Annotated in this window: 15 protein-coding genes; 6 read left to right on the plus strand and 9 right to left on the minus strand. The window is 69.6% G+C overall.

Annotated features, from left to right (window positions below; translation table 11 throughout):
• Positions 1–255 precede the first annotated feature (255 nt).
• Positions 256–1,563 (minus strand): MFS transporter, encoded by a 1,308-nt coding sequence (locus KU887_RS17200; RefSeq protein ID WP_006491056.1) that lies wholly within the window; start codon positions 1,561–1,563, stop codon positions 256–258.
• A gap of 538 nt (positions 1,564–2,101) precedes the next feature.
• On the opposite strand from KU887_RS17200, the gene KU887_RS17205 reads away from it, so the two are divergent.
• Complete coding sequence (locus tag KU887_RS17205; protein ID WP_006491051.1) at positions 2,102–2,548, plus strand: MarR family winged helix-turn-helix transcriptional regulator; 447 nt, start codon at positions 2,102–2,104, stop codon at positions 2,546–2,548.
• A gap of 25 nt (positions 2,549–2,573) precedes the next feature.
• Here KU887_RS17205 and KU887_RS17210 read toward each other — a convergent pair whose 3' ends face one another.
• The 5 genes from KU887_RS17210 to KU887_RS17230 form a co-directional block, all read right to left on the minus strand.
• Positions 2,574–4,859, minus strand: a complete 2,286-nt coding sequence (locus KU887_RS17210) for a molybdopterin cofactor-binding domain-containing protein (RefSeq protein ID WP_258256878.1) — start codon at positions 4,857–4,859, stop codon at positions 2,574–2,576.
• A 151-nt stretch (positions 4,860–5,010) separates the two neighbouring features.
• The gene (locus KU887_RS17215) at positions 5,011–5,664 is read right to left on the minus strand and encodes an isochorismatase family protein (protein WP_006483545.1); all 654 of its coding nucleotides are present in this window, start codon (positions 5,662–5,664) and stop codon (positions 5,011–5,013) included.
• A 19-nt stretch (positions 5,665–5,683) separates the two neighbouring features.
• Entirely contained in the window at positions 5,684–6,724 is a 1,041-nt protein-coding gene (locus KU887_RS17220) for a 2,5-dihydroxypyridine 5,6-dioxygenase (protein ID WP_194132079.1), read from the minus strand.
• 45 nt (positions 6,725–6,769) lie between these two features.
• Positions 6,770–7,600: an alpha/beta fold hydrolase gene (locus tag KU887_RS17225; protein WP_006495203.1), complete on the minus strand. Its 831-nt coding sequence runs from the start codon at positions 7,598–7,600 to the stop codon at positions 6,770–6,772.
• A 27-nt stretch (positions 7,601–7,627) separates the two neighbouring features.
• Positions 7,628–8,380: an Asp/Glu racemase gene (locus KU887_RS17230; RefSeq protein ID WP_058902943.1), complete on the minus strand. Its 753-nt coding sequence runs from the start codon at positions 8,378–8,380 to the stop codon at positions 7,628–7,630.
• Positions 8,381–8,681: 301 nt separating this feature from the next.
• On the opposite strand from KU887_RS17230, the gene KU887_RS17235 reads away from it, so the two are divergent.
• The 4 genes from KU887_RS17235 to KU887_RS17250 all read left to right on the plus strand — a co-directional run bounded on the left by KU887_RS17235 (position 8,682) and on the right by KU887_RS17250 (position 13,479).
• Positions 8,682–9,839: an FAD-dependent monooxygenase gene (locus KU887_RS17235; RefSeq protein ID WP_006483550.1), complete on the plus strand. Its 1,158-nt coding sequence runs from the start codon at positions 8,682–8,684 to the stop codon at positions 9,837–9,839.
• A gap of 175 nt (positions 9,840–10,014) precedes the next feature.
• Entirely contained in the window at positions 10,015–10,518 is a 504-nt protein-coding gene (locus tag KU887_RS17240) for a (2Fe-2S)-binding protein (RefSeq protein WP_060263539.1), read from the plus strand.
• Positions 10,508–12,922, plus strand: a complete 2,415-nt coding sequence (locus KU887_RS17245) for a cytochrome c (RefSeq protein ID WP_258256880.1) — start codon at positions 10,508–10,510, stop codon at positions 12,920–12,922. The genes KU887_RS17240 and KU887_RS17245 overlap by 11 nt, the downstream gene beginning before the upstream one ends.
• A 224-nt stretch (positions 12,923–13,146) precedes the next feature.
• Positions 13,147–13,479 carry a hypothetical protein gene (locus KU887_RS17250; protein ID WP_034178297.1) on the plus strand — a complete coding sequence of 111 codons (333 nt, stop codon included), beginning with the start codon at positions 13,147–13,149 and terminating at the stop codon, positions 13,477–13,479.
• A 127-nt stretch (positions 13,480–13,606) separates the two neighbouring features.
• Here the strand turns inward: KU887_RS17250 and mmsB are convergent, their stop codons facing one another.
• The 3 genes from mmsB to KU887_RS17265 all read right to left on the minus strand — a co-directional run bounded on the left by mmsB (position 13,607) and on the right by KU887_RS17265 (position 17,481).
• A complete protein-coding gene (mmsB, locus tag KU887_RS17255) occupies positions 13,607–14,497 on the minus strand; it encodes a 3-hydroxyisobutyrate dehydrogenase (protein ID WP_012493250.1) in 891 nt (296 codons plus the stop codon).
• Positions 14,498–14,520: 23 nt separating this feature from the next.
• A complete protein-coding gene (locus tag KU887_RS17260) occupies positions 14,521–16,047 on the minus strand; it encodes a CoA-acylating methylmalonate-semialdehyde dehydrogenase (RefSeq protein ID WP_060263541.1) in 1,527 nt (508 codons plus the stop codon).
• Positions 16,048–16,161: 114 nt separating this feature from the next.
• On the minus strand, positions 16,162–17,481 hold the full coding sequence (locus KU887_RS17265; RefSeq protein ID WP_006485292.1) for an MFS transporter: 1,320 nt from the start codon (positions 17,479–17,481) through the stop codon (positions 16,162–16,164).
• A 155-nt stretch (positions 17,482–17,636) separates the two neighbouring features.
• Between KU887_RS17265 and KU887_RS17270 the strand changes: the two genes are divergently transcribed.
• A complete protein-coding gene (locus tag KU887_RS17270) occupies positions 17,637–18,596 on the plus strand; it encodes a LysR family transcriptional regulator (RefSeq protein ID WP_012493251.1) in 960 nt (319 codons plus the stop codon).
• Positions 18,597–18,617 lie beyond the last annotated feature (21 nt).

The raw sequence follows: 18,617 nt of genomic DNA on the forward strand, positions 1-18,617 counted from the left end.
GGACCGCCGCGCAGAGAACCGCGCGGAGCGCAGCGCCGGTTGGAAGGAAGATGCTGTCCGCCGGATGGCGGGCGCGGGGATGACGCAATCGACGTGCCTGTGCGGCGCAAAAACCGGCGAACGACGGTGGCGTGGGGCAGGCAGCGCGCACGCGCCGGGATGGCGGCGTGCGCGGGAGGACGTGGGGAGCGTGCGGGCGGACCGCGCGAGCGGCGCGGTTGTAAAAAGGGAGCGTCGCGCGCGCGGCGCGAGGCGTCAGCGGTTCACGAGCCGGGCCGGGTAGGCGAGCGCGAGTGCGCAGCCGACCAGCATGCATGCGGCAAAACCATACAAGCCCGCGCTTTGCGAATGGAACGTATCGCGCAGCCAGCCGATGAAATAGGTGCTGCCGAAGCCGCCGAGGTTCGCGATCGAGCATGCGAACGCGATGCCGCCGGCGGCGGCCGAGCCCTTCAGGAACGTCGACGGCAGCGCCCACACGACCGGCATCGCGGCGGCCGCGCCGGCGTTGATCAGCGAGAACAGCAGCACCGTGCCGAGCGTGCCGTGCGACGACGAAGCCGCGATCGCCAGCGCGACGGCCGACACCATGAACGGTACGACGATATGCCAGCGGCGCTCTCGCGCGCGGTCGGAGCTCGCGCCGCAGTACAGCGTGGCGAGCACGGCGGCGGCGTTCGGGATCACCATCAGCCAGCCGATGTGATACGCGTCCTTCACGCCGGTGTCGCGCAGGATCGTCGGCAGCCAGAAACTCACCGCATACAGGCCGAGCAGCACGCACAGGTCGATCAGGCCGAGCGCCCACACCTTCGGATCGGAGAACGCCTTGCCGAGCGCGTGGCTCTTGTTGCCGGACGGATCGGCGTCGAGATTCGCGCGCAGCACCCGCTTCTCGTCGGCGTTCAGCCATTGCGCGGATTCGATGCCGTTGGGCAGCCAGCGCAGCACCGCGAAGCCGAGCAGCACCGACGGCAGCGCCTCGAGCAGGAACAGCCACTGCCAGCCGCCGAGCCCGTGCGCGCCGTCGAACGCCCGCATGATCCAGCCGGAGATCGGACTGCCGATCATGCTCGACAGCGGCAGGCCGACCATGAACAGCGCGACGATCCGCGCGCGGCGCGCATCGGGATACCACTGCGTCAGGTACAGCAGCACGCCCGGCAGGAAGCCGGCTTCGGCGGCGCCGAGCAGGAAGCGCACGATATAGAACTGCATCGGCGTGTGCACGAACATCGTCGCACCCGACAGCAGACCCCACGTGATCATGATCCGCGCGATCCACAGCTTCGCGCCGACGCGTTGCAGCACCAGATTGCTCGGGACTTCGAACAGGATGTAGCCGGCGAAGAACAGGCCGGCGCCGAGGCCGTACACGGTGTCGCTGAACTTCAGCGCGTCGAGCATCTGGAGCTTCGCGAGCCCGATGTTGATGCGGTCGAGATAGGCCGCGAAGTAACACAGGCAGAAGAGGGTGATGAGGCGCAGCGTGACCTTGCGATAGAGAGTGCCGTGCAGCGCGTCGTCGGGGGAAACGGCGGCGCTCGGGTGTGCGGTAGACATGGGACTGCCCCTGTTCGAGTGTGACGGATGAATGGGTGGCTCGATCGACGCGAGCGGACGTTCCGCTGCGCACTGGAGTCTGTATATCACGTCAAATACGTAGCGTACACACTAGAAAATACCGAAGCGCACAGGCATGGATATGGCCGCCGGAAAGCAAGCGTTTGCATGAGAAAAGGCCGTGTTTGAAAAGGGGTTTTGCTCGATATGGAGCGTGCGCTGAAAAGGTCGGTTCATCGCGGGAGGCATGCACGAAATTCGTGCGTATGCACTCAAAATTGAAGTGTGTGCACGAAGATCTGCCGCAGCACGCGAGCGCATGTCCGGCAGGCGCTGCGATGGTGCTCGACCCGGCCGGCGCACCGATGCGATGGTCGGACGCATCGCCGCGATCGGGCGGTCGTCACGCGCGACTTGCACGCGATGCCGCGAATCATGATGCACCGCAATGACGCGCCCGGCCGGTCGCCGGTCGCACCGATTTGAGGGTGTACACTGCTTGTCTTTCATTTGCATGCAGGCGTGGGCCGGCACTCTCATGGCGTCTTCCAAGGATTCGTACGATTTTCACGACCAGGTCGGGCATCTGCTGCGCCGCGCGTATCAGCGGCACGTTTCGATTTTCCAGGAAGCGATTCCCGATTCGGATCTCACGGCCGCGCAGTTCGTGACGCTGTGCGCGGTCAAGGAGCGGCAGGCGTGTTCGCTGAACGACATCGTCAAGGCGACCGCGATCGACCAGGCGACGATTCGCGGCGTCGTCGAGCGGCTCAAGACACGCGCGCTGATCGAGGTGTTGCCCGACCCGAACGACGGCCGCAAGCTGATCGTGCGCGCAACCGCGGCCGGCCTCGCGCTGATCGACCGCACGGTGCCGTTCGCGCGGCAGGTGACGGAACGCACGTATGGCGCGCTCAATCCCGGCGAGCGGGTCGCGCTGCAGTTCCTGCTGCGCAAGATGATGGAAGAAGACGGCGACGCGTGACGGGTGACGCGCGGCGCGGGCCGCCCTACGTCGCGCCCGCGGTGACCGGTGCGCGGGCCGCCTCCGCGCTCATCAGCCGGCCCGCTTCGCGCAGCGCGGCCCGCACCGTTTCCGGCGTGAACGGCGGGGCGTAGAACCGTACGCCGGTGGCATCGAACAGCGCGTTCGCGACCGCCGCCGGCCCCGGCACCGATGCCGATTCGCCCGCACCCAGCGGCGGTTCGCCTTGCCGCGGCATCAGCACGACGTCGACGTCCGGCACTTCCGCGAACGTCAGGATCGGGTAGCTCGCCCATTCGCGCGACGCGACCTTGCCGTCCGCGAACCGCACGCGTTCCTTCAGCGTGCGACTCAATACCTGGATCACGTTGCCGTGGATCTGGTGGCGCACGCCATCGGGGTTGATCATCGTGCCCGTGTCCTGACCGACCGTCACGCGCTCGATACGAATCTCGCCCGACACGCGATCGACGCTCAGGTCGACGATCCACGCCGACCATGCCGCGCCGAAACCGGGGAAGCGGCTGTGCACGTAGCGCGCATACGCGATCCCGCGGCCATGCACGAGCCGCGATGCGTCGCGTTCGTTCGTCGGGCGCGGCGCGCGCGGCGTCCAGCCCGCGCGGTCGGCCACTGCCTGCAGCAGTTCGGTTGCGCGCAGATCCTGCAGATGGCGCAGCCGGAACGCGAGCGGATCGACGCCGGTCAGCGCCGCGCATTCGTCGACGAATGCATCGTGCGCGAACGAATTCGGCAAGGCCGATACGCCGCGCAGCCACGATGCGCGCACGAGCGGCGCGAGATCCTCGCAGACGAAGCGCCGATGCGGGCTCGCATACGGCGACACGGCCGTGCGGTCGCCCATCTCGAACACGCGCGGTTCGGGCGCGATCGCGCCGGTCAGCAGCGCCGCGAGCAGCGGCGCGTCGTTCGACGGGTAGCGTGTCGTGAAGTCATAGCCGAGCAGGCGGCCGTCGCGCGTGACGGTGCCCGTCACCTGCATCGACTGGCCCGCGCCTTTCGGTTCCCACAGATGTTCGTCCGCGCGCGACAACTGCACACGCACCGGGCGGCCGACCGCGCGCGACAGCAGCAGCGCGTCGCCGCACACGTCGTCCGCGCCGTTGCGGCCGTAGCAGCCGGCCGCTTCCATCCGCACGATGTCGACATCGGCTTCGTCGCGCGCGACGAGCGTCGCGAGGTCGTAGCGCAGCGACACGGGATTCTGCGTGCCGGACCACACGGTGATGCGCCCGTCGCCGGGCGCGCGGTAGTCGGCGAGCGCACAGGACGGGCCGATCGAGCCGTGCATCTGGAACGGCCACGCGTAAGTACGCGACAGCGTGAGCGTGTCCGGTTCCGTTCGCGCGGCGCCGACGTCGCCTTCGTCGAGCAGCACGCGCCGTCTGGCCGGCGCGGCGGCGATCGCGGCGGCCGGTTCGTCGAGCGGCGGCAGCGCCGGCAGCGGCCGCCACGTCACGCGCAACTGGCGCGCGGCGCGGATCGCCTGCTCCTCGCGCTCGGCGACCACGCCGACGAAATCGCCGAGCACGACGACGGCCACGAGCCCCGGCACGTCGGCCACCGACGCGCGATCGACGTCCAGCAGCGACGTGCCGACGAACGGGCCGCTGTCGTGGCCCGCGTACGGCGGCCGTACGACGCGGCCGTGCAGCATGCCCGGCACGCGCATGTCGTGCACGAACGTGAGCTGGCCGGTCGCCTTCGCGGGCAGGTCGACGCGTGGCGACGCGCGGCCGACGATCCGGTATCGAGCAGGGTCCTTCGTGCGGGCGTTCAGGTCGAGCGTCAGCGCGATCCGCCGCGCGGCGACGAGCGCGGCGAACGTGATCGTGTGTCCCTCGGCGGAAATCGTGCCGTCGTCGATGTCCAGCCGCGCCGTGTCGACGCCGAACCGCTCGGCGGCGAGCGCGAGCAGCGCGTGACGGGCCTGCGCGGCCGCGCAGCGCAGCGGCGTCGCGGCAATCTGGATCGTCGCGCTCGCGATGGTCGGGCCCTGGTTCGGCGTCGCGGCCGTGTCGCCGAGCACCATCGTCACGCGCGCGGCCGGCACGTCGAGTTCCTCGGCGACGATCTGCGCGAGCGACGTGCGGATGCCGGTGCCGAGATCGACGTGTCCGTTGAATGCGAGGATGCGGCCGTCGTCGAGAATCGCGACGAAGACTTCGGGCAGCGCCGGCACGTAGGACGACAGGCTGCCCGGCTGGCCGGGCGCCGGCTTCACGGGCGGCGCGGGCGGCCGGATCACGGTCAGGCAGCCGGTGCGCGCGAGCAGTTCGGAGCGGTTCACGGGGAGAGGTCCTGTCGAGGGCGGCGTGGCCGGCGGGTGATGGCGTCGGGCAGCGTGCGGGGCGGCGGCGCGCGTGAAGTCAATCTAGGCCGCCAAAAGCGCAGCGTCAATCGCGGGCGGCACACCCGCGCCGCCCGCGATGCGTCGCGACTCAGCGTGCGCGGGCCTGCACGGCGTCGATCGCCGCGATCGCATCGTCGAGCGGCATCACGGCCGCATATTTCTGCTGCATGTCGAACAGGTTCGCGTCGTGCGGCGCGATCGCGCGATCGCCGACGCAATCGGCGAGCACGAGCGGGCGGAACCCGTGCGACATCGCGTCGACGACGCTCGCGCGCACGCAGCCGCTCGTCACGGCGCCCGCGACGAGCAGCGTCTGCACCGCGCGCTGCGCGAGCCACGGCGCGAGCTGCGTGCCGAAGAACGCGGACGGCACGGTCTTGCGCACGACCAGTTCGCCCGGCGCGGGCGTGAGTTCGGGCACGATCGCGCTGTTCGGATGATGCTCGGTCAGCGTCGCCATGCCGGGCACCTTCAGCGAGAACACGTTGTCGTCGCTGCCGTCGTCCGCATACACGATGCGGCTGTGCGCGACCGGCCAGCCGCGTTCGCGCGCGAGCGCCAGCGCATGCGTGGTGCGCGCGATCGCCGGCGCGATGTTGCCGCCGCCGAAGGTCGCGGGATCGGCGAAGCCGACCACGAAGTCGACGATCAGCAGGCCGAGGTTGCCGTGCGGCGGCAGCGGCGTGCCGAAACCCTGCTGGCGATACACGTTCGCTTCGGCGTGACGGGAAAGATCGTTCATGGTGTCGGGCTCGTCGGTATCAGGCGGGTTGGTCGGTCACGCGGCCTTCGCGCACGACGGTCTCGCCGTCGAGTTCGACCGTGCAGCGGCGCAGCGGGATGTCGATATGGCAGGTGGTCGTGCGGCTGCCGCCGCCTTCGTTGTTCGGGCCGAGCGAGAACAGGAAGTTGCCCTCGAACGCGCGCGCGTCCATCCCGATCGTCGCCTCGCGGTCGTACAGCCCGAGCGTCGACCAGCGCGCGCGCGGCTGCAGCCCCCAGCCGATATGCGAGATCGCATAGCCTTCGGGGTCGGCGAACGTGTCCATGTAGTCGCGCAGCAGGTCGGCGTCGACGCCGCCTTCGATGCGCGTCGCGTAACCGCCTTCGACGGTCAGCGCGATCGGCTCGCGCACGTAGTGCTTCTGCGGCAGCAGGATGTCGCCGCGATCGATCACGATCGTGCCGCGCGCGGTGCGATCGTTCGGATAGGTCAGCGCGAAGCCGCTCGGCCAGTGGTCCCAGCGGCCCGGCGCGTCGACGAAGCCGTATTCGGCGGTCGGCGGGAACTCGCCGAGCGGGCACACGAGCGCGGTGCCGGCCGCCGAGCTCACGCGCATCTCGCGCGCGGCGGCGATTTTCTTCGATGCGGCGAGCACGCGCGTGCGGTCGGCCAGGGTCGGCACCATCCGCACCAGCACTTCGGGCGGCTCGACCGCGAGCAGGATCTTCGTGCCCGATTTCAGGATGTCGTGCTGCTCGGGCGAGAACAGCAGCGTCATCAGGTCGAGCACGAGGTCGCTCTCGCGCAGCGCGGCGATCGCGGCGCGGTTGCCGGTCAGCGGCGTCGTGCCGAGGTAGGCGAGCGGGTCGCGGCTGAATGCCTTGTCGCCGTTGACGGGCGGCAGGTCGAGCCGGTTGACGATCGCGCCGAGCGACTGCGTCGCGATCAGCGCGCACGACAGCGTCTGCGGATGGGTGGCCGCGCTCGTCAGGATCGTGACGGTCTGGCCCGGTTCGAGGCGCGACAGCGTGAGGACCTGCTTCCACGCGTCGATCAGTTGGGTATCGCTGACTGGCATCGTCGGCTCCGGTAAAGGCGTGAAGGAAAGCGGCGGACGCCGCGCTCAGGGCGCGAGCGGCGCGCCGAGGAAGTCGCCGAACGCCGCGTAGAAGCCCGCCGCGTTGTCCCACGGGATCATGTGGCCGGCGTCGGGCACGCGCACGTGCCGCATCGTCGGCGTCGCGCGCTGCAGCTCGGCGACGTCGTCGTCGCGCACCACGTCGCCGCGCTCGGCGGTGATCAGCAGCGACGGCACGGCCAGTTGCGCGGCATCCGCGTGGAAATCGTCGGTGTGGAAGCCTTCGTACGACGTGCGCACCGCGCGTTCGTCGCAGGTGTGCAGCCATTCGGCGCGCAACTGCAGCTCGGCATCGGTCCAGGTCGGGCAGAACGCGCGCATGCCTTCGGCGTCCGTGCCGGCACGCGCGAGCGCCATCGAGTCGATGTACCACGGCAGCTTGCCCGGGTAGTCGCGGCGGTTCGGGCCCGAGACGGGCGGATCGACCAGCACGACGGAGGCGAGCCCGCGGATGCCGCGCCGGGCCGCGCGCGCGGCGATCCGCGCGCCCATCGAATGGCCGACGAGGCTCGTGCGCGGCAGATCGAGCGCGGCGACGAGCGCCGCGACGTCGTCCGCCTGCGCATCGAGACTGTAGTCGAGCGACGGCGACGCGTCCGACAGCCCGCGGCCGCGCACGTCGAGCACGTAGGTGTCGAACGCCGCGCCGAAGGTTTCGCCGACGAAGCCCCACGTGATCGCGGGGCTCGTGATGCCGGGAATCAGCACGATCGCCGGGCGCGACGCGCGCGCGCCGGTCGCGCCGCCGTAGCGCAGATAGTGCTGGCGGATGCCGTTGGCGCGGACGTTCGCGCCGTACAGGAAAGTCGAGGACATGAAGATGCTCCGAAGTAGCGGCGGCGCTCAGTACGCGCCCGACAGCAGCGCGCCGGCGCCCGGCACGACCGGTTCGAGATCGAGTTCGCGCAGCATCGCGTAGGTGGTCGCGATCGCGGCGGTGATCACCGGCTTGCCCGTCATCGCCTCGACCTTCGCGACGGCGGCCAGCGACGGCATCTGCACGCACGCGGACAGCACGATCGCGTCGGCGTCCTGGTACGGCAGCGTCTTCACGATGTCGGGCAGGCGCGCCGGATCGTGGCGGCCGACGTCGAGGTTATCGGGGATTTCCAGCGCGCGGTACGCGAGCACGTCGAAGCCTTCGTTGCGGATGTAGTCGACCACCAGCTCGGTGAGCGGCAGCATGTACGGCGCGACGACGACGATGCGCTTCGCGCCGATCACCTTCAGCGCGTCGACCAGCGCACCCGCGCTCGTCAGCACCGGCGCCTGCGCGCCGTTGTCGGCCGTGTGCTTCGTGAGGCGCGCCTGCGACACGCGGTGGTAGCCGTGCCCCATCGCCATGATCGCGACGAGGCACGCGTAGCCGAGCACGTCGACGCGCGCATCGCTCAGTTCCACCGCGCAGCGGTCCGATTCGGCGTCCATCGCCGCGAGTTCTTCCTTGACGACCTTCTTCATCCGCATCCGGCTCGAGTGATACGTAAAGCGCTCGGGGCGGATCGCTTCGCGCAGCCGCAGCATCGCGGGAATTTCCGTTTCCATCGTCGTGTTGGAACTCGGCACGATCTGGCCGATGCGGTAGGTCTTGCTCATGACGGGAGGCTCCGTGTCGGTAAGGAGGGGGCGGCACGCTGGCGCGGGATCGCCGGATGTTGGGCAAAGTCTAGTGTGTACATTTGAAAATGGCAATGGATCAAAATGACGTTCGGCACGGCTGGATTGTTGTTGCGCGCGGTATTTTGTCGATTTATTAGTGTTTTCCCGAATGTGTCGATGTCGATCAACAATCCGCTTGTCCTGAATAAATTGAGTGTGTACGCTACATAAACGCCATTCAATCCGCCCGTCCTCGCACCGTGTTCGGCAACGGGCCACCCACGATCAGGAGATCCGCATGAGCAAACCCCGTATCGCAATCATCGGCGCCGGTCTCGGCGGCACGGCCGCGGCTGCGCTGCTGCAGCGCGGCGGCTACGACGTCGCGCTGTACGAGCAGGCGCCCGCGTTCTCGCGCCTCGGCGCGGGGATCCATCTCGGCCCGAACGTGATGAAGATCATGCGGCGCATCGGCTGCGAGGACGCGCTGGAAACGATGGGTTCGCATCCGGATTTCTGGTACAGCCGCGACTGGCGCACGGCCGACGTGCTGTCGCAGATTCCGCTCGGCGAATACGCGCGCAAGACTTACGGCGCGCGCTACCTGACCGTGCATCGCGGCGATTTCCATGCGCTGATGACGCAGGCGGTGACGCCCGGCACGATCCGCTTCGGCAAGAAGCTCGCGGCGGTGGAGGACACCGGCAGCGACGTGCGCCTGACGTTCGCCGACGGCAGCGTCGAGACGGCCGACATCGCGATCGGCGCGGACGGCGTGAATTCGCGGATCCGCGAGCACCTGCTCGGTGCGGAACCGCCGCGCTACACCGGTTACGTCGCGCACCGCGCGGTGTTCCCGGCCGCGCTGCTCGGCAACAAGCCGTACGACATGTGCGTGAAGTGGTGGTCGGAGGATCGCCACATGATGGTCTACTACGTGACCGAGAAGCGCGACGAGTACTACTACGTGACCGGCGTGCCGCAGGCCGAGTGGCCGGAAGGCGTGTCGATGGTCGACAGCAGCCGCGACGAGATGCGCGAGGCGTTCGCCGGTTTCCACGCCGACATCCAGCATTTGATCGACGTCTCGCCGTCGATCACCAAATGGCCGCTGCTGGAACGCGATCCGCTGCCGTTGTGGAGTCGCGGCCGTCTCGTGCTGCTCGGCGACGCGTGCCATCCGATGAAGCCGCACATGGCGCAGGGCGCGGCGATGGCGATCGAGGATGCGGCGATGCTCGCGCGCTGTCTCGACGAGGTCGGCATCGGCGACCATGCGGGTGCGTTCGCGCTGTACGAGGCGAACCGCGCGGCGCGCGCGTCGAAGGTGCAGCTCGTGTCGCACAACAACACGTGGCTGCGCACCAACGAGGATCCGTCGTGGGTGTTCGGATACGACGTATTCGACGTGCCGCTCGAAGCGCCGTCGCGCAGCAACGTGGCGGCCGCGGCCTGACGCGCGGCGCCCGCGCCGGCCGGCGCCGTGCAGCCGCCTCGCCGGTGCGGGGCCGATGCGCCGCAACGCACGCATTTCGGCGTGTTATATGTCAGGCGCGCGCCGACAAGCGCCAGCCGGCGGCCGTGCCCGCCGCCGGCCGACTCGGCCCGCATTCTGCATTCCGGATCGATCAATGTCCCATCCCGCTTCTCCGCCGCGGCCGCTGGCGTTTCGCGTGAACGGCACGCCGTACACCGTCGCCGACGCCATGCCCGACACGCCGCTGCTGCTGGTCCTGCGCAACGACTGCGCGCTCAACGGCCCGAAATACGGCTGCGGGCTCGGGCAATGCGGTGCGTGCACGGTGCTCGTCGACGGGCAGGCCACGCGTTCGTGCGTCGTGCCGGCCGCCGCCGCGCACGGACGCGACGTCACGACGCTGGAAGGGCTCGGGTCGTGCGACGCGCCGCATCCGATCCAGCGCGCGTTCATCGACGAGCAGGCCGCGCAATGCGGTTATTGCCTGAACGGGATGATCATGAGCACGAAGGCGCTGCTCGATCGCGACCCCGCGCCCGACGATGCGGCGATCCGGGATGCGCTGCGCTTCAACCTGTGCCGTTGCGGCACGCATCTGGAGATCATTCGCGCGGTGCATCGCGCCGCACGCTATCTGCGAGGCGGCGATGAAGCATGACGCAGGTTTGCCCGTGGCGCCGGCGCGCGTGACGGAACCGGCGCCGCCCGATGACGCGGCCGCCGACGCATCGCGCCCGCATCGCGCGCGCTACGCGTGGCCGATCGGCGCTGCGTACACGCATGCATCGTTCGATATCGAAACACGGACCGCGCCCGACGGCCGGATGACGACCTGGCGCTATCGCGCGCAGGCGGCCGGCGCGGGCGGGGACGATGCTCGCGGTGTGGACGAGCGTGCCGGTCGCGGCCCCGCATCGCCATTCGTCTACCGGCACGCGCAGACGTCGATCGAACTGGCCGATGAAGATGGCGCGATTCCCGGCCACGCGCACGTGTTTGCCCGCGAGTCCTTCGTCGACGAACTCGCGGGCGCGTTGCGGCGCGACCCGGTCGCGTTGCGGTTGCAGCATCTCGATGCCGAGCGCGATGCGGGGCCGCGCGAAACGATCCGGATGGTCAGCGAACGCGCCGCCTGGGGCGTGCCGGCTGCGGCCGGGGCGAACGCGGCGTCGCGTGTCAGCGGGCGCGGTTTCGCGTTCGATGGCGAGCGTGTCGATGCGCACGCAACCGCATCTGGCGACGATGCCGACCATGACCGCGATCCGCGCTGGTCCGCGTGGGTCGTCGATCTCGACGTGGACTGCGCGACGGGCGACGTCTCGGTGCGGCGCGTGGTGGCCGGGCAGGGCACCGGCGAGCCGGGCGACGCGTCGCTGGCCGGCCTGCCCGCGTGGCAGATCGAGGCCGCGATTTCCCGCGTGATGGGCGCACGGTTGTCCGCGCGGCCCGCGCACGACGAGACCGGTGCCGGCGAGCGGGCCGACGCGATCGCGCACGAACTGATTGCAGTCGACGCGGCCGCGCGTCGCGCGCACGGCGACCTGTCCGAACACGATGCGCGGCGGATCGAACAGGCGGCCGCGCCGGCCGCTGCCGCGATCGCGAATGCGCTGTACGACGCGACGGGCGTGCGGTTTCGCGCACCGCCGTTCGATGCCGCGCACATTCGCGCCGCGCTCGCGCAACCGGTGCCGGTCGATGCCGGCGACGGCCGGCAAGCAGCCCCGCGCCGCGCGTCGCGCTGGCGCCGCTGGCTGGCCGGCGGCGGCGCGGGCGGGGTGGTCGGCGGGCTGATCGGGCTGGCGTGCGCGATCCTGCCGGGCCCCGCGCCGATCGCGCCCGTTGCGTCGATGGCGCCCGGCGGCGCGGACGGCGCGACGTGGAGCGCGGCGATGCTCGAACGCGGCCGCCAGGTCGCGCTCGCCGGCGATTGCGCGGTATGCCACACGGCGCCCGGCGGCGCGACCAACGCGGGCGGCCTCGCGCTCGATACGCCGTTCGGCACGATCTACACGACGAACCTCACGCCCGATCCGGACACCGGCATCGGTGCGTGGTCATACCCGGCGTTCGCCCGCGCGATGCGCGAAGGCATCTCGCGCGACGGTTCGCACCTGTATCCGGCGTTTCCGTACACCGCATTCGCGAAGCTGAGCGAGCCCGATCTGCTCGCGCTCTATGCGTACCTGATGTCGCAGCCGCCGGTGAAGCACGTGCCGCCGAAGACGAAGCTGCCGTTCCCGCTCGACCAGCGGCGGCTCGTGGCCGGCTGGAACTGGCTGTATCACGACGCGCGGCCGTTTGCGCCGGACCCGGCGCGTTCGGCGATGTGGAATCGCGGCAAGTATCTGGTCGACGGCGCCGGACACTGCGGCGCCTGCCATACGCCGCGCAACGCGCTCGGCGCGGAGAAGGGCGGCCTCGCCTACCTGTCGGGCGGCGAAGCGGAAGGATGGGTCGCGCCGCCGCTCGTCGCGTCGCCGGCCGCGCCGGTGCCATGGACCGAAGGCGCGCTGTTCGACTATCTGCGCACCGGGTTCTCGGCGCAGCACGGCGTCGCGGCCGGGCCGATGGCGCCCGTCGTCGCGGGGCTCGCGGCGCTGCCCGAGTCCGACGTGCAGGCGATCGCGTACTATCTGGCGTCGCTGTCGCCGCCCGTCGATGCGGCGGTCGCCGCGGACGCGGCCGCCGGCCACGCGCGCGGCGCGGACGCCGTCGCGACGCTCGGTCTCGAGAACGGCCGCCGCGCATTCGACGCCGCGTGCGCGGTCTGTCATGCGGAATCGGGCGGTGTCGGGCATTTCGGCGTGCGTCCGCTGATGGGGCTCAACACGAGCGTCAGCCAGGCGACGCCGGACAACCTGCTGCGCGTGCTGCACCACGGGATCGACCAGCCGGCCACCGACCGGCTCGGCTACATGCCGGGCTTCGGCGATGCCTTCGACGATCGGCAGATGGCCGAGCTTGCCGCGTACATCCGCGCGCGCTACGCGCCGGGGCAGCCGGCGTGGCGTAACCTCGCGGAAGCATCCGCTCGAATCCGTCAGGCGGGTGCACATTGACCGTCGCGCCGGCGTGAGCGGCCGCGCCGGCGGGCATGCCGGGCGAAATGACCTGACGAACGAAAACGATGGCCGGCGACGGCTGTAATTCTTGCCAGATTTGGCCATCGTTTAACCATTCGAAACAATGTGTTCACCGAAAGGGGCATGATCTCCGGCGATCGAGCAGGCATACTGTCGCCTATGTTGTTCAATGCACGTCGACCGGCGTGCGCCTGCCCTCCATGTCCATTCCAGTCTCTTTTCGAACCCTGCGATGGTTGACCATTGCGGCTGCTGCATGCTTGCTCGCCGCGTGTTCGACTGCTTCCGACGTGACCGCGACGTCGAACCCGAACGTATTCACCGTGACGACGCGCACGATCGGCGTGTCGACGACGTGGGCCGACGCCCACGAGAAGGCCGTCAACGAAGCCACCAACTACTGCACGCAGCGCGGGATGCGCGCAAGCGTGAAGCAGGAATCGCTGACCGGCGGCCGCCGCGTCGACGCCCGCTCCGAACTCGCGTTCGAGTGCCATCCGACCTTCGAGACGGCGTCGAACCCGCGCGGTTGACCGACCGGTTGACCGACCGGCGGCATGACGCCGCTGCCCGCGTTTTTCTTCCCCCGCCGGCAAACCGACCCGCGATGCCGTACCGGCCCATCGCGGGTCGACGCACGTCCGGCGTCGGCCGGGCAGGTCAGGCCGGCTGCGCCTCGTACAGCTTCACGCACGCGGAGAAGTCGAGCGTGCCGAGCCCCTGCTGGCTCATCGACTGATACAGCTGCTGCGCGAGCGCGCCCATCCAGACCGGCTGATGCGCGCTGCGCGCGGCTTCCGTCGCGAGCCCGAGATCCTTCAGCATCAGGTTCGCCGCGAAGCCGCCCGCATAGCCGCGTGCGGCCGGCGCCGTGTCGCTCACGCCCGGATACGGGTTGTACGCGTCCGAACTCCAGCAGCGGCCGGTCGACGTGTTGATGATGCCGGCCAGCACGGCCGGTTCGATGCCGAGCGCGGCGCCGAGCGCCATCGCTTCCGATACGCCCATCATCGAGATGCCGAGCAGCAGGTTGTTGCAGATCTTCGCGATCTGGCCGGTGCCGGTGCCGCCGCAGTGCACGACGTTCCGGCCCATGTCGAGCAGCACCGGGCGGATGCGCTCGAACAGCGGCGCGTCCGCGCCGACCATGAAGGTCAGCGTGCCGGCCTGCGCGCCGCCGGTGCCGCCCGACACGGGTGCATCGGCGAGCGGGAAGTCGCGCTGCGCGGCGGCGTCGGCCACCGCGCGCACGGTGCCCGGATCGATCGTGCTGCAGTCGATCAGCGTCGCGCCGGCGCGCGCGCCGGCCAGCACGCCGTCGTCGCCGAGGTAGACGGCGCGCACGTGCTGCGCGGCCGGCAGCATCGTGATGATCAACGAGCCGCGCGCGGCGGCTTCACGCGGCGACGCCGCTGCCGTCGCGCCGGCGCGCACCGCGGCGTCGACCGCGTGCGCGTCGAGGTCGAACACCGTCAGCGCGTGGCCGGCCTTGAGCAGGTTGGCGGCCATCGGGCCGCCCATGTTGCCGAGTCCGATGAATGCGATTTCCATGTGCAGGCTCCTCGTGCTCGCCATCAACGCAGCGCGATCGTCGTGTTCACGCCGCCGGCCGTCGCGTCGTCGTCGAACCAGCGCGCGGTGACCGTCTTGGTCTGCGTGTAGAACTGCACGACCTGCTTGCCGTACGGGCCGAGATCGCCGAGCTTCGAGCCGCGCGAACCGGTGAAACTGAAGTAGGGCACCGGCACCGGAATCGGGATGTTGATGCCGACCTGGCCGATGTCGATCTCGCTCTGGAACTTGCGCGCGGCCGCGCCGCTCTGCGTGAACAGGCCCACGCCGTTGCCCATCGGGTTGCGGTTGACGAGCGCGATCGCGTCGTCGAGCGTGTCGGCTTCCATCACGACCACCACCGGCCCGAAGATTTCTTCCTGGTAGATCGACATGTCGGTCGTCACGCCGGAGAAGATCGTCGGGCCGACGAAGTTGCCGTGCTCGTAGCCGGGCACCTTCACGTCGCGGCCGTCGAGCAGCAGCGTCGCGCCTTCCTTCACGCCGGCGTCGATCAGCGACAGGATGCGCGCCTTCGCCGCCTTCGACACGACCGGGCCGACGTCGGTGCCGGCTTCCGCGCCCGCATTGACCTTCAACGCCTTCGCCTTTTCGACGAGATCGGGCAGCCAGTCGCGCGCCTGGCCGACCAGCACGACGACCGACGTCGCCATGCAGCGCTGGCCGGCCGCGCCGAAGCCCGCGCCGACGAGTGCGTTGATCGACTGCTCGCGATGCGCATCGGGCAGCACGACCGCGTGGTTCTTCGCGCCCATCATCGACTGCACGCGCTTGCCGTGCTGGCTGCCGAGGTTGTACACGTGCGTGCCGACGCGCGTCGAGCCGACGAACGAGATCGCCTTGATGTCCGGGTGCGTGCACAGGCGGTCGACCACCGTCTTGCCGCCGTGCACGACGTTCAGCACGCCTGGCGGCACGCCGGCCTCGATCGCGAGTTCGACGAGCTGCATCGTCGACAGCGGGTCCTGCTCGGACGGCTTCAGCACGAACGTGTTGCCGCACACGATCGCCATCGGGAACATCCACAGCGGAATCATCCCGGGGAAATTGAACGGCGTGATGCCCGCGCAGACGCCGATGGGCTGGCGCAGCGTGTAGGTATCGACGCCGCCCGCGACGTTCTCCGCGAATTCGCCTTGCTGCAGCGTGCCGATCGAGCACGCGTGCTCGACCACCTCGAGGCCGCGGAAGATGTCGCCCTGCGCGTCGGGCAGCGTCTTGCCTTGCTCGGCCGTCAGCGTGTGCGCGATGCGTTCGAGATTGCGGCGCACGAGATCCTGGAACTTCAGCATGATGCGCAGCCGCGCGCCGATCGGCGTCGTCTTCCAGGTCTGGAACGCGCGCTGCGCGGAGGCGATCGCGGCATCGACCTCGTCGAGCGTCGCGTACGGCACGCGGCCGATGACTTCCTGCGTCGCGGGGTTGACGATGTCGCCCCATTCGGCGCTGCGCGAATCGACGAACGCGCCGTCGATCAGCAGCTTGGCGGTGGGCAGGGCGAGGGTGGTCTGGGGAACTGCGGCGTTCATGGAACTCTCTCCGGGAAACGGTGGTGCGAAGCAAAAGGGTGGCCTGCGTCCGCCGCGCGTGCGGCGACGGCGGACGGCAGGTCGAACTGAAATCGAATGAAGGCGGGCGGTGCGCTACGCGCGCGCCGGTCGCATCAACGCGGTGCACATGAGCGCGAACACGCCGAAGCCGACGAGGTACGCGATCACGTAGTGCGGCTGGCCGCCGCCGGCCTTGAGCAGCGACGTCGCGATCATCGGCGCGAAGCCGCCGCCGATCACGCCGGCAAGCTGCACGGACAGCGAGATGCCGCTGTAGCGGATTTCCGCCGGGAACTGCTGCGCGAACAGCAGCGATTCCGGCGCATAGAGGATCGGGAACACGACGCCGAGGCCGAGCACGATCGCCCACCATGCGGTCGACGTCTGCTGCGTGCCGAGCATCATGAAGAACGGCGCGGCGAACGCGCACATCAGCACGAGGCCGATCGCGAACATCCGGCGCTGGCCGATGCGGTCGCTCAGATGCCCGCACAGCGGCATCGTGACGAGCGACAGCGCCGCGCCGGCCGTGATCGCGTGCAGCATCTCGGCCTTCGGCAGATGCAGTTGCTGCGTCGCGTAAGCGAGCGCGAACGTGACGACCATGTAGAACCAGGTGTTCTCGGCGGCGCGCGCGCCGACGATCGTCAGCACCTCGCGCGGATGGCGGCGTAGCGCGGCCGTCACCGGCGATTTCTCGGCCTTGCCCTGCTTGCGGACCTTCTCGAAGTCGGGCGATTCCGGCACCTTCGCGCGGATGAACCAGCCGAGGCCGACGAGCGCGATGCTCGCGAGGAACGGCACGCGCCAGCCCCACGACAGCATGTCGGCTTCCGGCAGCGCGGCCACCGCGGCCATCGCCACCGACGACAGGATCAACCCGAGCCCGACGCCCGTCTGCGGCAGGCTGCCGAACAGCCCCTTGCGGCCCTTCGGCGCGTGCTCGACGGCCATCAGCACCGCGCCGCCCCATTCGCCGCCCACCGCCATGCCCTGCAGGAAACGCATCGCGATCAAGAGCGCGGCGGCCCAGTAGCCGATGCTGTCGTACGACGGGATCAGCCCGATGATCATGCTCGGCACGCCCATCAGCAGCAGCGTGATCATCAGCATCGACTTGCGGCCGATGCGGTCGCCGAAGTGGCCGAACACGATGCCGCCCATCGGCCGCCCGATGAAGCCGACCGCGAACGTGCCGAACGCGGCGAGCGTGCCGACGACCGGGTCCAGCGACGGGAAGAAGATGCGGTTGAACACGAGCGCGGCGGCCGTGCCGTAGAGGAAGAAGTCGTACCACTCGATCGTGGTGCCGGCCATGCTGGCCCAGCCAGCCAGCAGGTAGTGCTTCGCGGTGCGTTCGGGCGCCGGCGTCGCGATGGTCGCATGCTCATCGAGGGTGGATCGCGTTTGCATGGTGTCTCCGTGGTGGTGCCGCGGTTCATGGTCCGCAGGTCACGGTCGAGTATAGTTATGCGCAGATTCATGATGTACCGATAAAGAAACCGGTTGGATGTGCATTTATGCATATCGACGGCCGGCCCGGAGACGCCCGCCTTTTTCCTTCGCCGATGCGACATGCCACCGAGCCGGTTTCCGGCAACCTGAACTGGGACGACCTGCGCTTTTTCCTCGAGGTTGCGCGCACGCAGCGCGCGAGCGGCGCCGCGAAGCGGCTCGGCGTCGACTACACGACCGTCGCACGGCGCATCCGCGCGCTCGAGGCCGCGATGGGCACGCTGCTGTTCGACAAGTCGCGCTCCGGCGGCTTCACGCTGACGGCGGAAGGGCAGCGGCTCGTCGCGTATGCGGATGCGATGGAGACGACCGTGCAGTCCGCGTGCGACCAGGTCGCGAACACCGGCGAGGCGCTGTCGGGCCACGTGCGGATCGGGTCGACCGAAGGGTTCGGCTGCTTTTTCCTCGCGCCGCAGCTCGCGCGGTTCCGCGCCGCGCATCCGCACGTGACGGTCGACTTGCTGCCGGTGCCGCATTTCGTCAACCTGCCGAAACGCGAGGCCGATCTCGCGATCACGCTCGAGCGGCCCGAACGCGGGCCTTACGTGGTCACGAAGTTGTGCGACTACCAGTTGCGGCTCTATGCGACCCGCGACTATCTGGCGAACCATGCGCCGATCACCTGTACGGACGATCTCGCGCAGCACGCGTTCATCAGCTACGTCGACGATCTCGCGTTCAGCAACGAACTGCTGTACCTGGACCGCGCGGTGCCCGGCGCGACGGCCGGCTTGCGCACGACCAGCGTGATCGCGCAGGTTTTCGCGGCGCTGCAGGGCGGCGGCCTGGCGATCCTGCCGTGTTTCATGGCGGCCACGCAGCCGGCGCTGGTGCCGGTGCTGCCGAACGACGTGGTCGTCACGCGGTGTTTCTGGCTGACGTGCCGCGAGGATCTGCGCAAGCTGCGGCGCGTGACCGCGCTGTGGGATTACCTGCGCGCGGCGGCGGACGCGAACCGCGCGTTGCTGTCGGGGGAATCGGGGACGCTGCGATTCGTCGGCGAGCAGGAATAGCGGTCGACGGGGATGTCGCGA

Origin of the sequence: Burkholderia sp. EMB26, assembly GCF_024730645.1 — a bacterium.
Taxonomy (GTDB): Bacteria; Pseudomonadota; Gammaproteobacteria; order Burkholderiales; family Burkholderiaceae; genus Burkholderia; species Burkholderia cenocepacia.

What these genes read in the sequence shown, in the direction of transcription:
- KU887_RS17200 (WP_006491056.1), bottom strand. Translation starts at nt 1,563, where the DNA reads ATGTCTACCGCACACCCGAGCGCCGCCGTTTCCCCCGACGACGCGCTG.
- KU887_RS17205 (WP_006491051.1), top strand. Translation starts at nt 2,102, where the DNA reads ATGGCGTCTTCCAAGGATTCGTACGATTTTCACGACCAGGTCGGGCAT.
- KU887_RS17215 (WP_006483545.1), bottom strand. Translation starts at nt 5,664, where the DNA reads ATGAACGATCTTTCCCGTCACGCCGAAGCGAACGTGTATCGCCAGCAG.
- KU887_RS17220 (WP_194132079.1), bottom strand. Translation starts at nt 6,724, where the DNA reads ATGCCAGTCAGCGATACCCAACTGATCGACGCGTGGAAGCAGGTCCTC.
- KU887_RS17225 (WP_006495203.1), bottom strand. Translation starts at nt 7,600, where the DNA reads ATGTCCTCGACTTTCCTGTACGGCGCGAACGTCCGCGCCAACGGCATC.
- KU887_RS17230 (WP_058902943.1), bottom strand. Translation starts at nt 8,380, where the DNA reads ATGAGCAAGACCTACCGCATCGGCCAGATCGTGCCGAGTTCCAACACG.
- KU887_RS17235 (WP_006483550.1), top strand. Translation starts at nt 8,682, where the DNA reads ATGAGCAAACCCCGTATCGCAATCATCGGCGCCGGTCTCGGCGGCACG.
- KU887_RS17240 (WP_060263539.1), top strand. Translation starts at nt 10,015, where the DNA reads ATGTCCCATCCCGCTTCTCCGCCGCGGCCGCTGGCGTTTCGCGTGAAC.
- KU887_RS17245 (WP_258256880.1), top strand. Translation starts at nt 10,508, where the DNA reads ATGAAGCATGACGCAGGTTTGCCCGTGGCGCCGGCGCGCGTGACGGAA.
- KU887_RS17250 (WP_034178297.1), top strand. Translation starts at nt 13,147, where the DNA reads ATGTCCATTCCAGTCTCTTTTCGAACCCTGCGATGGTTGACCATTGCG.
- mmsB (WP_012493250.1), bottom strand. Translation starts at nt 14,497, where the DNA reads ATGGAAATCGCATTCATCGGACTCGGCAACATGGGCGGCCCGATGGCC.
- KU887_RS17260 (WP_060263541.1), bottom strand. Translation starts at nt 16,047, where the DNA reads ATGAACGCCGCAGTTCCCCAGACCACCCTCGCCCTGCCCACCGCCAAG.
- KU887_RS17265 (WP_006485292.1), bottom strand. Translation starts at nt 17,481, where the DNA reads ATGCAAACGCGATCCACCCTCGATGAGCATGCGACCATCGCGACGCCG.
- KU887_RS17270 (WP_012493251.1), top strand. Translation starts at nt 17,637, where the DNA reads ATGCGACATGCCACCGAGCCGGTTTCCGGCAACCTGAACTGGGACGAC.